The organism is Streptomyces sp. NPDC002643 (genome assembly GCF_053592555.1).
Window position 1 is genome coordinate 212,245 of sequence record NZ_JBSFVY010000011.1, and the last position, 14,698, is coordinate 226,942.

The 14,698-nt window shown below is 71.0% G+C and carries 9 protein-coding genes; 5 read left to right on the forward strand and 4 right to left on the reverse strand.

The genetic code is table 11. The features are described 5' to 3' along the window. Positions 1-46 precede the first annotated feature (46 nt). The 4 genes from ACWD4G_RS19005 to ACWD4G_RS19020 form a co-directional block, all read right to left on the reverse strand. Entirely contained in the window at positions 47-1,585 is a 1,539-nt protein-coding gene (locus ACWD4G_RS19005) for an eCIS core domain-containing protein (RefSeq protein WP_451294757.1), read from the reverse strand. Between the two features lie 238 nt (positions 1,586-1,823). After that, the gene (locus ACWD4G_RS19010) at positions 1,824-4,838 is read right to left on the reverse strand and encodes a bifunctional [glutamine synthetase] adenylyltransferase/[glutamine synthetase]-adenylyl-L-tyrosine phosphorylase (protein ID WP_451294759.1); all 3,015 of its coding nucleotides are present in this window, start codon (positions 4,836-4,838) and stop codon (positions 1,824-1,826) included. Positions 4,839-5,135: 297 nt separating this feature from the next. Continuing rightward, complete coding sequence (locus tag ACWD4G_RS19015) at positions 5,136-6,014, reverse strand: phosphatase PAP2 family protein (RefSeq protein WP_451294761.1); 879 nt, start codon at positions 6,012-6,014, stop codon at positions 5,136-5,138. A 249-nt stretch (positions 6,015-6,263) separates the two neighbouring features. Further along, positions 6,264-7,298 (reverse strand): LacI family DNA-binding transcriptional regulator, encoded by a 1,035-nt coding sequence (locus ACWD4G_RS19020; protein WP_451294763.1) that lies wholly within the window; start codon positions 7,296-7,298, stop codon positions 6,264-6,266. Positions 7,299-7,765: 467 nt separating this feature from the next. Here ACWD4G_RS19020 and ACWD4G_RS19025 point away from each other — a divergent pair, with 467 nt between their 5' ends. The 5 genes from ACWD4G_RS19025 (at position 7,766) to ACWD4G_RS19045 (ending at position 14,600) form a co-directional block, all read left to right on the forward strand. After that, a complete protein-coding gene (locus ACWD4G_RS19025; RefSeq protein WP_451294765.1) occupies positions 7,766-9,037 on the forward strand; it encodes an extracellular solute-binding protein in 1,272 nt (423 codons plus the stop codon). Positions 9,038-9,143: 106 nt separating this feature from the next. Then, complete coding sequence (locus tag ACWD4G_RS19030) at positions 9,144-10,151, forward strand: carbohydrate ABC transporter permease (RefSeq protein WP_451294767.1); 1,008 nt, start codon at positions 9,144-9,146, stop codon at positions 10,149-10,151. A 13-nt stretch (positions 10,152-10,164) separates the two neighbouring features. Further along, positions 10,165-11,085 carry a sugar ABC transporter permease gene (locus ACWD4G_RS19035; RefSeq protein WP_451294769.1) on the forward strand — a complete coding sequence of 307 codons (921 nt, stop codon included), beginning with the start codon at positions 10,165-10,167 and terminating at the stop codon, positions 11,083-11,085. Between the two features lie 184 nt (positions 11,086-11,269). Then, the gene (locus ACWD4G_RS19040) at positions 11,270-13,003 is read left to right on the forward strand and encodes a glycoside hydrolase family 13 protein (protein ID WP_451294771.1); all 1,734 of its coding nucleotides are present in this window, start codon (positions 11,270-11,272) and stop codon (positions 13,001-13,003) included. A gap of 613 nt (positions 13,004-13,616) precedes the next feature. Further along, positions 13,617-14,600 (forward strand): cyanobactin maturation protease PatG family protein, encoded by a 984-nt coding sequence (locus tag ACWD4G_RS19045; RefSeq protein ID WP_451294773.1) that lies wholly within the window; start codon positions 13,617-13,619, stop codon positions 14,598-14,600. Positions 14,601-14,698 lie beyond the last annotated feature (98 nt).

Below are 14,698 nucleotides of genomic sequence, written 5' to 3' on the forward strand. Positions count from 1 at the left end.
CGGACACGGCAGGGGGCGCCCCGTACGGGACCGGGGCGCCCCCTGGTCATTCCTCGTTGCTGATGGTGACGTACCGGTTCGCCTGCCTCACCAGGCGGCGCACCAGGGCCGCGTTGGCGAGCACTTCGGCCCAGAGATCGTCCGACCGCCGGTCGCGCGCTCCGCCGTTCAGATAGTCCTCGTACCAGTCGTCGATCGCCGACCCCCCGATGACTCCGGCCCGGCAGTGGACGAACTGGGAGATGCAGTTGCCGGGGTAGCTGTCGTCCCAGACGTACTCGGGCCCGCTCGTGCTGACCTCGATCTCGATGCCGTACGCCAGAAGGTCGACAGGGCAGTAGAGACGGGACAGCCCGACGTACACCTTGCGCAGGGTCTCCGCGGCGACCTTGACCGGGTCGTCGAAGCCCTTCATACGGGAGTTGGCGCCCGGCGTCAGGATGGTCAGGTTCTTCGAGTCCGTGCCGCTGCCGCCGAAGTCCGAGTTCAGCAGGTGTCCGGCGATGAAGCGGATGCCGTAGTCGCGGCGGGCCTGGACGATGGCGGGCGGCAGCGTGCTGTCGGCGTCGGTGCCTCTGCTGGAGTAGCCGTTCGGGCCGAGGACGGCGTGGGAGCGCGTCCCGCCGGCACCCCGGGTGCGGCTGCGGGTGTAGGACGGGAGCTCGAAGAAGTCGGGGAGACCGGCGACGTCCACCCGTCGGCGTCGCGTCGGCCGGTCCAGCGCGGCCGTCCCCCGTGACGAGCCGGCGCGCTGCACGGCGGGCATCGCCATGGCGGCCGTCCCCACCGCCGGTGTTCCCACCATCGCGGGCCCCTCCATCGCCGGTCCTCCCACGGCCCGCTGCACGGCCTCGGCGGTCTCACCGCTCTTGCCGCTCTTGCCGCTCTCGGCCGTGGGCGCGGGCGCGGCGGTCGGCGCGGAGAGGACCCGGTGGGCGTTCTCCTCGGCGGCCCGTTCGAAACGGTCCGAGGGGTCGGACAGACGCAGCCCGTCACCGTGGTCGGCGCCCGCGACCGGGCCCTGGCGCTGCTGGACGACATGGGTGAGTTCATGGGCGAGCGTGTGCCGGTCGCCGCCGCCGTCGCCGATGACGATATGGCTGCCGGAGGTGTACGCGCGCGCCCCGATCTCCTGTGCCGACCGACGGGCCGCCGCGTCGTCGTGGACGCGTACGTCACCGAAGTCGGTCCCGCCGAACCGGGCCTCCATGTCCTGACGCACCGGCCCCGGCAGTGGACGGCCCGACGTGCCCAGCACCTCATGGACGGACGTACTGCGCCGCACCGGCTCCGAGGGGCCGCCGGTACGCTCCGCCTCCTCCTCGCACCGGTGCCCCGGCCCGCCCGCCGCGTGCCGCTGCGCGGTGACGGCGCGGGACACGGCCGCGTTGCCCGCGAGCCGTTGCAGGGCCAGGAACCCGGCGGGGGTGGTGGGCAGCCCCTGGCGCAGCCCCGTGGGCAGGTCCTGCCGCGCACCGGCCGCTGTCATGGACTCGGCCGTGCGCCCCGCGTCCACACGGCGCGGGGCGACCCGAACGGACCCCCGGCCTCCCCCGTCCTGCTCGTCCCGACTCCGGTCCCGCATACGCCGACTCCCCTTCGCTCACCGGGGCCCTGCCTCCTCCCCGTTCCTTCCGTGTGTAGGACAGCGGGCGGGCCCGGCGACAGAGGAAAAGAGGCAGCGCGGGTGGCCTCGGGGGCACCTTTGCCGGGCGGTCGGCCGAGCCGCCGTTGGGACCGTCGGCCGGTGGGGGGGTCTTCGAGTGCGGCGGCGTGTACCGGCGGCCCGGGCGCCGCCGAGGCCGGCCTCGTCTCCCACGCCCTCACGCCCCGTAGAACAGCTCCTCCACCACCGCCCGAGCCCGCCGGGTCGTCCTGCGGTAGTCGTCGAGCATGTCGCCGACATGGCCGGGGCCGTAGCCCAGGTAGCGGCCGACGGCGGCCAGTTCGCGGCCGTCGGAGGGGAACGTGTCGCCCGCGCGGCCCCGTACGAGCATCACGGCGTTGCGGACCCGGGTGGCGAGGACCCAGGCCTCGTCGAGGATGGCCGCGTCCTCGGTGGTGACCAGTTCGGCGGCGCGGGCGGCGGCCAGGGCCTCGCGGGTGCGGGTGGTGCGCAGGCCCGGTTCGGCCCAGCCGTGGCGGAGCTGGAGGAGCTGGACGGTCCACTCGACGTCGGAGAGGCCGCCGCGGCCCAGCTTGGTGTGCAGGGTCGGATCGGCGCCCCGGGGCAGCCGCTCCGACTCCATCCGGGCCTTCAGCCGGCGGATCTCGCGTACGGCGTCCTCGCCCAGGCCCTCCGCCGGGTAGCGGAGCGGGTCGATCAGGTCGATGAAACGGCGGCCCAGGTCCTCGTCCCCGGCGACGGGCTCGGCCCGCAGCAGGGCCTGGGACTCCCAGACCAGCGACCAGCGGCGGTAGTACGCCTCGTACGACGTGAGGGTGCGCACGAGCGGGCCCGACTTGCCCTCCGGGCGCAGGTCGGCGTCGATGAGGAGGGGCGGGTCGGAGCTGGGGATCTGCAGCAGGCGGCGCATCTCGGCGACCACCTTGTTCGCGGCGCGGGCCGCCTCCTGCTCGTCGGCGCCCTCCCACGGCTCGTGCACGAAGAGGACGTCGGCGTCGGAGCCGTAGCCCAGTTCGTGGCCTCCGAAGCGGCCCATGGCGATGACGGCGAAACGGGTGGGGAGGGTGTCGCCCCAGCCCTCGCGGACCACGGCCCGGAGCGTCCCGGCGAGCGTCGCCGCCGTCAGGTCCGACACCGCGCCGCCGACCAGGTCCACCAGCGCGCCCTGATCGGCGGCCGCCGGCGTCGACTCGGTGCCGTAGGAGCCGACGATGTCCATGGCGGACGTACGGAACAGTTCGCGCCGGCGGACGCCGCGTGCGGCCGTGACCGCCTGCGCGGCGTCGTCGGCGCGGCCCACGGCGGCCAGGATCTCCTGCTCCAGCTGGGCCCGTTCCCGGGGTTCCAGGCCGCCCGCGCCACCGGCCGCACCGTCACCGTCGCCCAGCAGCGCCACCGCCTCCGGGGCACGCATCAGCAGGTCGGGGGCGAGACGGCCGGCGGACAGGACCCGGGCCAGGTTCTCGGCGGCGGCGCCCTCGTCGCGCAGCAGCCGCAGATACCAGGGCGTCCTGCCGAGCGCGTCCGACACCTTGCGGAAGTTCAGCAGGCCCGCGTCGGGGTCGGCCGAGTCGGCGAACCAGCCGAGCAGGACCGGCAGCAGCGTGCGCTGGATGGCCGCCTTGCGGGAGACACCGGAGGCCAGCGCCTCCAGATGGCGCAGGGCGGCGGCCGGGTCGGCGTAGCCGAGCGCGACCAGGCGTTCGCGGGCCGCGTCGGTGCTCAACCCGGTCTCGCCCGGGGCGAGCTGGGCCACCGCGTCGAGGAGCGGTCGGTAGAACAGCTTCTCGTGCAGTCGTCGTACGACGGCCGCGTGGCGCCGCCACTCGCGCTGCAGCTCGGCGACCGGCTCGGTGCGCAGGCCCAGCGAGCGGCCGATGCGCCGCAGGTCCGCGTCGTCCTCGGGGACCAGATGGGTGCGGCGCAGCCGGTACAGCTGGATGCGGTGCTCCATGGAGCGCAGGAAGCGGTACGCCGTGTCGAGCTGGGCCGCGTCCATCCGGCCCACATAGCCGCCCCCGGCCAGCGCCCGCAGCGCGTCGAGGGTGGTGCCGGAGCGCAGCGTGGTGTCCGCGCGGCCGTGCACCAGCTGCAGCAGCTGTACGGCGAACTCGACGTCCCGCAGTCCGCCGGGGCCGAGCTTCAGCTGACGGTCGACCTCGGCGGCCGGGATGTTCGCCACGACCCGGCGCCGCATCCGCTGCACATCGGGCACGAAGTTCTCGCGCTCGGCGGCCTTCCACACCAGCGGTTCGAGCGCGGTGACATACGCCTCGCCCAGCTCCATGTCCCCGGCGACCGGCCGCGCCTTGAGCAGGGCCTGGAACTCCCAGGTCTTCGCCCATCGCTGGTAGTAGGCGAGATGGCTGCTGAGGGTGCGTACGAGCGGGCCGTTGCGGCCCTCGGGGCGGAGATTGGCGTCGACGGGCCAGATGCTGCCCTCGACGGTCGTCTCGGAGCAGATCCGCATCATGTGCGAGGCGAGACGGGTGGCCGCGCGGACCGCCTTCTGCTCGTCGGCCCCGTCGGCGGTCTCCCCGACGAAGATCACGTCCACGTCGGAGACGTAGTTCAGCTCATGGCCGCCGCACTTGCCCATCGCGATCACGGCCAGCCGGCACTGGGCGTCGTCCTCGGGGGCGGCGGCGCGGGCGATCGCGAGGGCGGCGCGCAGGGTGGCGGTGGCCAGGTCGGCGAGTTCGGCGGCGGCCTGGGCGACATCGGTCGTCCCGCACACGTCCCGGGCGGCGATCGACAGCAGACAGCGGCGGTAGGCGATCCGCAGCGACACCGGGTCGGTGGCCTCGGCGAGGCCCCGCTCGAACTCCTCGATCCCCGGATGCAGATCCTGCGGCTCGTACGTCACCAGCGCCTGCCAGTCGTGCGGGTGGCGCGCGAGGTGGTCCCCGAGCGCCGTCGACGCGCCGAGCACCCCCAGCAGCCGGTCCCGCAGCGGCTTGGCCGCTATCAGCGTGTCCAGCAGCTCCCGCCGCGCCGTACGGTCCGGCTGCGCCTCCAGTAGCCGTACGAGGCCCAGCAGCGCGAGGTCGGGGTCCGCTGTCGCGCCGAGTGCGTCCAGCAGGACGGGGTCGTTGCGTACGGCGGTCAGGTCCACGCTCTCCAGGAGCCGCTCGGCGGCCTGGGGATCGGTGAAACCGTGCCGCAGCAGCCGTGAGAAGGTACTGCTCCTGCGCCCCGGCGCCGCCGCCATCCTCGGCCTCCCGTCGAAGTCCCGCATTCTCGTTCGATCGCCGCTCGATCAAGGTCGACCAAGGTCGTACGGGCATGAGCCTAACCGGAGTGGTGGGGGTGGGGGCCGTTCAGCTCGCAGCCGGGTTCCGCGACGATTGTTCTCGCCCCCGCCGCCCTTACCCTTCCCATCCCAGGGGGCTGCGCCCCCTTCCCCCCGCCACGGGGCTCCGCCCCGGACCCCGCCAAGGGGCGCTGCGCCCCCTTGGAACCCCCGCCAGGGACCCCTGAAACCCCCGCCAGGGACCCGGCCGGACAGCTACGCCTTCACCGGCGCCAACCGCCGGCCCCCGTCACTCGCCGTCACCGTTCTCGGTAGTGCGTACGGCAGGGTCCCGTACCAGAGGCGGGCCACCGTGTAGCCGAAGGTGAGGCAGAGCATGCCGCCGACGGCGTCGAGCCAGAAGTGGTTGGCGGTGGCGACGATGACGACCAGGGTCAGGGCGGGGTAGAGGAGGCCGAGCACGCGGACCCAGGGCACCGAGGCCAGGGCGAAGATCGTCAGGCCGCACCAGAGCGACCAGCCTATGTGCATCGACGGCATGGCCGCGTACTGGTTCGACATGTGCTTCAGGTCGCCGGAGGCCATGGAGCCCCATGTCTGGTGGACGAGGACCGTGTCGATGAACTTCTCGCTGGTCATCAGGCGGGGCGGGGCCAGCGGGTAGAAGTAGTAGCCGATCAGGGCCACGGCCGTGGTCGCGAAGAGCACGAGGCGCGTCGCCGCGTAGCGGCCCGGGTGGCTGCGGTAGAGCCACACCAGGACACCGAGCGTGACGATGAAGTGCAGGGTGGCGTAGTAGTAGTTCATGCCGACGATCAGCCATGTCACCGAGTTCACCGCGTGGTTGACGGTGTCCTCGACGGCGATCCCGAGGTGGTGCTCCACCTTCCAGATCCAGTCGGCGTTGGCGAGCGCCTCGGCCTTCTGCTCCGGCACCGCGTTGCGGATCAGTGAGTACGTCCAGTAACTCACCGCGATCAGAAGGATCTCGAACCAGAAGCGGGGGCGACGCGGAGTCCGCAGCCGGTGCAGGGACCTCTGCTCCGGCACGCCCTGCTCCGGCACAGCCGTGACGGACCGGGGAGCGGCCTGCTCCCGGCCTTCCTTCGGCGTCGTCACGGTCGTGTCACCCATGTGCACAGAGTCTGCCAGAAAAGCCATGCCCCTCCGATCATCCTCTGGTCGGGTTCATCACGCACGTCCGTGGGGGTACCTCAGGGGGACGTCTCCTCCGTACGTATCGCCCCGCCCGTGGCTTTCTCCCACCCAGGTAAGAGGACGCCCCGTAGGGGCTTCGGGTTCGCTCCGCGGGTGATCGAATTCGGTTCAGAGATGATCGGGTTCGGTCCATGGAGGGGCCGCCGGGCTCGGGCCCCGGAAGGTTCAGGATCGGCCGCGTTCCCCCGGCGCCGAAGCCGTCGAGCCGCGCACGACCAGTTCCGGCATGAACACGAACTCGCTGTGCGGGGCCGGCGTACCGCCGATCTCCTCCAGGAGCGTCCGCACGGCCGCCTGGCCCATCGCCGGGACCGGCTTGCGGATCGTCGTCAGGGGCGGGTCGGTGAAGGCGATCAGGGGGGAGTCGTCGAAGCCGACGACCGAGATGTCCTTCGGCACGTCGAGGCCGCGCTGCCTGGCCGCCCGGATCGCGCCGAGCGCCATCATGTCGCTCGCGCACACCACCGCCGTGCAGTCCCGGTCGATCAGCGCCGTGGCCGCCGCCTGGCCGCCCTCCAGCGTGTACAGGGAGTGCTGGACCAGCTCCGCCTCGATGTCCGCCGCGGCAAGGCCCAGCTGGTCCTGCATCGTGCGGACGAAGCCCTCGATCTTGCGCTGCACGGGCACGAAGCGTTTCGGGCCGAGGGCCAGACCTATGCGGGTGTGGCCCAGGGAGGCGAGGTGGGTCACCGCCAGCGTCATCGCCGCGCGGTCGTCCGGTGAGATGAAAGGCGCCTGCACCTTGGGGGAGAAGCCGTCCACGAGCACGAACGGCACACCCTGGGCGCGCAGTTGCTCATAGCGCTGCATGTCGGCGGAGGTGTCCGCGTGCAGTCCGGAGACGAAGATGATGCCGGCGACCCCGCGGTCGACGAGCATCTCCGTCAGTTCGTCCTCCGTGGAACCGCCCGGGGTCTGGGTGGCGAGGACCGGGGTGTAGCCCTGCCGGGTCAGCGCCTGGCCGATGACCTGGGCCAGCGCCGGGAATATCGGGTTCTCCAGCTCCGGGGTTATGAGACCGACCAGGCCCGCGCTGCGCTGGCGCAGCCGTACGGGCCGCTCGTAGCCGAGGACGTCGAGGGCGGCGAGTACGGACTGGCGGGTGGTCGCGGCGACGCCCGGCTTCCCGTTCAGGACGCGGCTGACAGTCGCCTCGCTGACCCCCGCCTGGGCTGCGATGTCGGCAAGCCGTGTGGTCACAGCACTGGACTGTACCGGCCGGGTGTCCGCTTGCCCACCGGCCCTGCGGCGGGTGCGGGCGGGGGTGCGGCCCACTGCGGGCTGCTGCGGCGTCATCAACGGTCCCTCGTGATTCTGGTCGGTGTCCGGCGTGATTCCGGTCGGTGTCCGTGCCCCGCGTCCGCAAGGCGCTGACAGGGTGATGATTGCCGTCCCCGTCGGTGGTGGCAAGAGCTTGCAGAGTCTTTCACAGCCGTACGAACCCCCGCTGAGCGGCCCCGATACCGGGTTTCGGCCAAGTCGAGCGCAGGTCACGGGCCGGTAACCATCGCCCGTTGTTGCAATTTTTTGCAGCAAGGTCTTTCGTCGCGCTTACAACGCTGTTACGTTCGGCCACGCCCGGCGGCGGCGATGCGCGGTCGGCGAGACAGGAGCGGCGACGGGACCGCCCCCTGCACCCACGGGCTTTTCACCCTCAAGGAGAACTCATGCGGCGTGGCATAGCGGCCACCGCGCTGGTGGCGTCGATCGCCCTCACAGCGACGGCCTGCGGCGGAAGCGACAGCGGCGAGAGCGCCGACGGTCCGGTCACCATCACCTGGTGGGACACCTCCAACGCCACCAATGAGGCGCCGACGTACAAGGCCCTGGTCGAGGAGTTCGAGGCCGCCAACAAGGACATCAAGGTCAAGTACGTCAATGTGCCGTTCGACCAGGCGCAGAACAAGTTCGACACCGCCGCCGGCGCCACCGGCGCCCCGGACGTGCTGCGCTCCGAGGTCGGCTGGACCCCCGCCTTCGCCAAGAAGGGCTTCTTCGCGCCGCTCGACGGCACCGAGGCCCTCGCGGACCAGGACAAGTTCCAGCCCAGCCTGCTCCAGCAGGCCCAGTACGACGGCAAGACCTACGGCGTCCCGTTCGTCACGGACACCCTCGCGCTGGTCTACAACAAGGAACTCTTCGAGAAGGCCGGCATCACCGAGGCCCCCAAGACCTGGGACGACCTGAAGACGGCCGCCGCCACCATCAAGGACAAGACCGGCGTCGACGGCTACTGGGGCTCCACCCAGGCCTACTACGCCCAGTCCTTCCTCTACGGCGACGGCACCGACACCGTCGACGTCGCCGCCAAGAAGATCACCGTGAACTCCGCCGAGGCCAAGAAGGCGTACGGCACCTGGCTGGGCCTCTTCGACGGCAAGGGCCTGCACAAGGCCGACACCACCGCCGACGCCTACGCCCACATCCAGGACGCGTTCGTCAACGGCAAGGTCGCCGCGATCATCCAGGGCCCGTGGGAGATCACCAACTTCTACAAGGGCTCCGCCTTCAAGGACAAGGCCAACCTGGGCATAGCCACCGTCCCGGCCGGCACCACCGGCAAGCCGGGCGCCCCGACCGGCGGCCACAACCTCTCCGTGTACGCCGGCTCGGACCAGGCCCACCAGGAGGCCGCGCTGAAGTTCGTCAACTTCATGACCTCGGCGAAGTCCCAGGAGACCATCGCCCTGAAGAACTCCACGCTGCCCACGCGTGAGGACGCGTACACCGCCGAGGTCAAGGCCGACCCGGGCATCGCCGGCTACCAGACCGTCCTCGCCGCCGCCCAGCCGCGCCCCGAGCTGCCCGAGTACAGCTCCCTGTGGGGCCCGCTCGACACCGAGCTGCTCGCCGTCGCGGGCGGAAAGGAGTCCCTGGACAAGGGTCTGAGCAACGCGGAGACCGCGATCGCCAAGCTGGTCCCGGACTACAGCAAATGACCCCGAGTGGCTGCCGCATCCCCGGCTTCGGGGGAGGGATGCGGCGGCCACTGCCCTGCGCAAGCCCAGCCACCGATCTTCCAGATCTTCCAGAAGGTGTCGAACGATGACAGTCGCCATCGACCGCGCGACCGGCAAGCGCCGCGGTGAGCCGGGCGGCGGGCGCCCCGGCCCGCTGACGCGGCTGAAGCAGTCGTACCAGCGCTACTGGTACGCGTACGCGATGATCGCCCCGGTGGTCGTCGTCCTCGGCGTCCTCGTGGTGTATCCGCTGGTCCGGGGCTTCTATCTGACGCTCACCAACGCCAACAGCCTCAACTCGGCCCGCACGATCGGCGTCAACCGCATCGAGGCGACCTACGAGTTCATCGGCTTCGACAACTACGCCGACATCCTGTGGGGCCCGACGTCGTACGACCGCTTCTGGTCGCACTTCATCTGGACGATCGCCTGGACGGTCCTCTGCGTCACCCTCCACTACGTCATCGGCCTCGGCCTCGCGCTGCTGCTCAACCAGAAGCTGCGCGGCCGCACCTTCTACCGGCTGATCCTCGTCCTGCCCTGGGCGGTGCCGACGTTCGTCACCGTGTTCGGCTGGCGGTTCATGCTCGCCGACGAGGGCATCATCAACGCCGCCCTCGACGCGCTGCACCTGCCGACGCCGCTGTGGCTGGAGGACACCTTCTGGCAGCGGTTCGCCGCCGTCATGGTCAACACCTGGTGCGGGGTGCCGTTCATGATGGTCTCGCTGCTGGGAGGGTTGCAGTCCATCGACACCTCGCTCTACGAGGCCGCCGAGATGGACGGCGCGAGCGCCTGGCAGCGCTTCCGCTACGTCACCCTGCCGGGCCTGAGGTCGGTCAGCTCCACCGTCGTCCTCCTCGGCGTCATCTGGACGTTCAACCAGTTCGCCGTGATCTTCCTGCTGTTCGGCGACACCGCGCCCGACGCGCAGATCCTCGTCACCTGGGCGTACTACCTGGGCTTCGGACAGCAGCCGCGTGACTTCGCGCAGTCGGCCGCCTACGGCATCCTGCTGCTGGCCATCCTGATCGCCTTCACCTCCGTCTACCGCCGCTGGCTGAACCGCGATGAGCAGCAGCTCGCGATCTGAGGCAGGAGCCACCATGAGCACCACGACGACCGTCACGACCCCGGCCGCCGAAGACCGGCCGGCCGCCCGGACCACCGGGGACGCGCCGCGCCGAACGCGCCGACGGGGCGAGAACAGCCTCGCCGGCTCCCTCGCCTCCCACGCGATCCTCACCGTGGCGAGCCTGGTCGCGCTCTTCCCGATCGCCTGGCTGGTCTTCCTGTCCCTCGGCCCGGACAAGGACGACTATCTGCACCCCGGGCGCATCTTCGGGAAGATGACGTTCGACAACTACACCTTCGTGCTGAAGGAGACACCGTTCTTCGACTGGCTCGTCAGCACGCTCGTGGTCTCCCTCGGCACCACCGTCATAGGGGTGCTGATCGCCGCCTCCACCGGCTACGCGGTTTCGCGGATGCGCTTCCCTGGCTACCGCAAGTTCATGTGGGTGCTGTTGGTGACCCAGATGTTCCCGGTCGCGGTCCTGATGGTGCCGATGTACGAGATTCTCTCCGAACTGAAGCTCATCGACAGCTACCTTGGACTCATCCTCGTCTACTGCTCGACGGCCGTGCCGTACTGCGCCTGGCTGTTGAAGGGCTACTTCGACACGATCCCGTTCGAGATCGACGAGGCCGGACGCGTCGACGGGCTGACCCCCTTCGGCACGTTCGCGCGGCTGATCCTCCCGCTCGCCAAGCCGGGGCTCGCGGTCGCCGCGTTCTACAGCTTCATCACCGCGTTCGGGGAGGTCGCCTTCGCCTCGACATTCATGCTGTCGGACACGAAGTACACCTTCGCGGTGGGGCTGCAGAGCTTTGTCAGTGAGCATGACGCCCAGCGGAACCTGATGGCCGCCACGGCTGTGCTGGTCGCGATTCCTGTTTCCGGGTTCTTCTATCTCGTGCAGAAGAACTTGGTTACCGGGTTGACTGCGGGTGGCACCAAGGGGTGAGGCTCCGGTGGGGGTGCGTGGTTCGGCTGCGGCGCCGTTGTGGCTGGTCGCGCAGTTCCCCGCGCCCCTGAAGGGCGCTCATCGTTCCCCCTCCCCGAAAACCCGAGGCGGTCGCGGTGTCCATCCGACCCCGCTGTCACCGCGGCCGCCTCGTACCCGACTTCCGTTACTCACCAAGGACGCCATGAGCCAGCACTCCTCCGCCGACCCGGCCGACAACTCCGCCGTGGCCACCGTCGCCGCACGCCGCGACTGGTGGCGCGACGCCGTGATCTACCAGGTCTATCCGCGCAGCTTCGCCGACAGCAACGGTGACGGCATGGGCGACCTGGAGGGCGTACGTTCCCGACTCCCGTATCTGCGCGATCTGGGCGTCGACGCGGTCTGGCTGTCGCCCTTCTACGCCTCCCCGCAGGCCGACGCCGGCTACGACGTCGCCGACTACCGCGCCGTCGACCCCATGTTCGGCAATCTGCTGGACGCCGACGCCCTGATCCGCGACGCCCACGACCTGGGCCTCCGGGTCATCGTCGACCTCGTCCCGAACCACTCCTCCGACCAGCACGAGTGGTTCAAGCGGGCGGTGGCGGAGGGCCCCGGCTCACCGCTGCGCGACCGTTACCACTTCCGTGCGGGCAAGGGTGGGAACGGCGAACTCCCGCCCAACGACTGGGAGTCCATCTTCGGCGGGCCCGCCTGGACCCGGATCACGGAACCGGACGGCACCCCCGGCGACTGGTACCTCCACCTCTTCGCCCCCGAGCAGCCCGACTTCAACTGGGAGCACCCGGCGGTCGGCGACGAGTTCCGCTCCATCCTGCGCTTCTGGCTGGACATGGGCGTCGACGGCTTCCGTATCGACGTCGCCCACGGCCTGGTGAAGGCGGAGGGACTGCCCGACCTGGGCTCCCACGACCAGGTGAAGCTGCTGGGCAACGATGTCATGCCGTTCTTCGACCAGGACGGTGTGCACGCGATCTACCGCGAATGGCGTCTCGTCCTGGACGAGTACGCGGGAAACAAGGGGCCCGAAGGGCCTTCCTCAGAAGGGCGGTGGTGGGAGACGGGCGGGCGGATCTTCGTCGCCGAGGCGTGGACCCCGACCGTGGAGCGCACCGCGAACTACGTCCGCCCGGACGAACTCCACCAGGCCTTCAACTTCCAGTATCTGAGCACCGATTGGGACGCGGCCGAGCTGAAGGTCGTCATCGACCGCACCCTGGACGCCATGCGCCCGGTCAACGCCCCCGCCACCTGGGTCCTGTCCAACCACGACGTGACCCGCCACGCGACGCGCTTCGCCAACGAGCCGGGCCTCGGCACGCAGATCCGTCTCGCGGGCGACCGCGAACTGGGGCTCCGTCGTGCCCGGGCGGCGACCCTGCTGATGCTGGCGCTCCCCGGCTCCGCCTACATCTACCAGGGCGAGGAGCTGGGCCTCCCCGATGTCGTCGACCTGCCCGACGAGGTCCGCCAGGACCCCGCGTACTTCCGGGGCGCCGGCCAGGACGGCTTCCGCGACGGCTGCCGGGTGCCGATCCCCTGGACGCGGGAGGGCTCGTCGTACGGCTTCGGGACGGGCGGCAGTTGGCTGCCCCAGCCCGCCGAATGGGGCGAGTTGAGCGTCGAGGCCCAGACGGGGGCGCCGGGTTCGACGCTGGAGCTGTACCGCACGGCCCTCGCCGTACGGCGCCGGGAGCCCGCCCTCGGCCCCGGTGACTCCGTCGAATGGCTGAAGTCCCCCGAGGGCGTCCTCGCCTTCCGCCGCGGTGACTTCGTCTGCGTCGTGAACACCACCACCGAGTCCGTCCGCATCCCCGCGTACGGCGACGTCCTGATCACCAACGGCGAGGTCACGGTGGCGGCCGACGAGGCGAAGCTGCCGGGGGACACGACGGTTTGGTGGACCACCGGCTGAGGTCCAGGTCTTGAGGCCGGTGACCGCGCTCGCCCGGCGGTCACCGGTCGGTCGGGGTGCGGTCCGGGCGCCTCGGGAGGACGGTGGAAGGGGGCGGGCGCGCGCCGGTGGCGCCGGGTGAGAGTCGTCAACACCGGGATGTGAGCAGGATGGTTGACGGTGTAACGAGTGGTCGGGGCGCGGCCCGGACGAGCGGTCGCGGTGCGGCCGGAGCGGGCGGTCGCCGTGTGGCCGGAGAGCCGACGCGACCCGGCCCCGGTGAGTCGACGGCCCCCGACCTCGGTGAGTCGACGGAATCCGGCCCCAGGGTGCCGTCGGAACCCGGCCCCGGTGAGTCGCGCCCGCACGACAGGCCCCGCCACCGGGTCCGTATCCCGGGCTTCGCGCACGAGGGCCCGGAGGTTGGGTTGGGCGACGCCGTCGCCCGGGTGACCTCGGCGGTGGGAATCCGGCCGTGCGGTGGCTGCGGACGCAGGGCCGACGCGCTGAACCGGTGGATGACGATCGGCGGCGGACGAGACGGCTGAGGCGCCGGCGTGCGGGAGCGCCGAAACGTCGGCGCGCGCCCGCATCCGGCCCCGGAGCCCGACCGCGTGTGTGGGAGGAGTGACCCATGGACCCCGAGATCACCGACACTGCCGCCGCCCTGGAACCTCCGGCGGAACCCGAGGCGCGACCCTCACCCCCCGCTCCCACCCCGACACCCGACCCCGAGAACGCCCGCCCCGCGCCCGCCGAGCCCACAGTCACACAGGCCTGCTGCGGCTGCGGCGAGGCCGCCGCCCACGAGGGCGGAGGCGGAGGGGAGGCCGTGGGCGGGGCCACCGGTGGTCCCGTCTATGTCCTCGGCCGGGTGCACCCCGTCTTCCCCGATGTCTCCGTCCAGCACGAGTTCTTCCAGGTGGCGGACGCCGACGGGATACGCGACGCCACCGACGCCGACGCCTTCCACCGCGTCCTGTCCGACCCGGACAACCGCTACATCGCCCGGCAGATGTGTTACGTCCTCTCCGTCCAGGACATCGACACCTACATCCTGGAGCCGGCCGACCCCGCCGGGCTGGACGACCTCGTGGAGGCCCTGCGCCCAGTCAGGGACCACCGCGACCTCGCCGTGGTCGTGGGCACGCTCGGCCCGATCGTGCCCCCGGGCGTCTGCCAGGGGCTGTCCGTCCCGGTCGTCCGGGTCGAGAAGATCTGGGCCTTCGACAGCAGGGAGCTGATCGAGGCGATCGACCGCCCCGAGGACACCTCCCGCAAGGAGTTCGAGAGAACCGCCCGAGAGGTGCTCGACCGGGTGCTGCAACTCCAGGACAACGCGGGCGTCGACCCCGCCCACCGCGCCCTCAACTACCTGACGGTGAGGGAGCAGGAGATCTACCGGAAGACCAGCGAGATGCGCTCCGAGGGCTTCGCCCTCACCTCGGTGGAGGCCGCGCCCTCACGGCTCAGCAGCGGTTCCCAGTCCGTCATCACGGTCGTCTTCTCCTACACCCACCGCCGCTCCAACGTCACCGAGAAGTGGTTCGTCCGCGTCGGACTCGCGGGACTCTTCCCCTTCCGGGTGACGCCGATCCAGCCGTACTACAGCCGCTGACCGGCGAGTGCAGCCGGTCACCCGACGAGAGACGAGAGACGAGAGAGAAGAGAGGCGAACGGACATGCGTATCCCCGGATTCGCCGTCGAGTCGGCAC

What these genes read in the sequence shown, in the direction of transcription:
- ACWD4G_RS19015 (WP_451294761.1), bottom strand. Translation starts at nt 6,014, where the DNA reads ATGGGTGACACGACCGTGACGACGCCGAAGGAAGGCCGGGAGCAGGCC.
- ACWD4G_RS19025 (WP_451294765.1), top strand. Translation starts at nt 7,766, where the DNA reads ATGCGGCGTGGCATAGCGGCCACCGCGCTGGTGGCGTCGATCGCCCTC.
- ACWD4G_RS19005 (WP_451294757.1), bottom strand. Translation starts at nt 1,585, where the DNA reads ATGCGGGACCGGAGTCGGGACGAGCAGGACGGGGGAGGCCGGGGGTCC.
- ACWD4G_RS19045 (WP_451294773.1), top strand. Translation starts at nt 13,617, where the DNA reads ATGGACCCCGAGATCACCGACACTGCCGCCGCCCTGGAACCTCCGGCG.
- ACWD4G_RS19010 (WP_451294759.1), bottom strand. Translation starts at nt 4,838, where the DNA reads ATGGCGGCGGCGCCGGGGCGCAGGAGCAGTACCTTCTCACGGCTGCTG.
- ACWD4G_RS19035 (WP_451294769.1), top strand. Translation starts at nt 10,165, where the DNA reads ATGAGCACCACGACGACCGTCACGACCCCGGCCGCCGAAGACCGGCCG.
- ACWD4G_RS19030 (WP_451294767.1), top strand. Translation starts at nt 9,144, where the DNA reads ATGACAGTCGCCATCGACCGCGCGACCGGCAAGCGCCGCGGTGAGCCG.
- ACWD4G_RS19040 (WP_451294771.1), top strand. Translation starts at nt 11,270, where the DNA reads ATGAGCCAGCACTCCTCCGCCGACCCGGCCGACAACTCCGCCGTGGCC.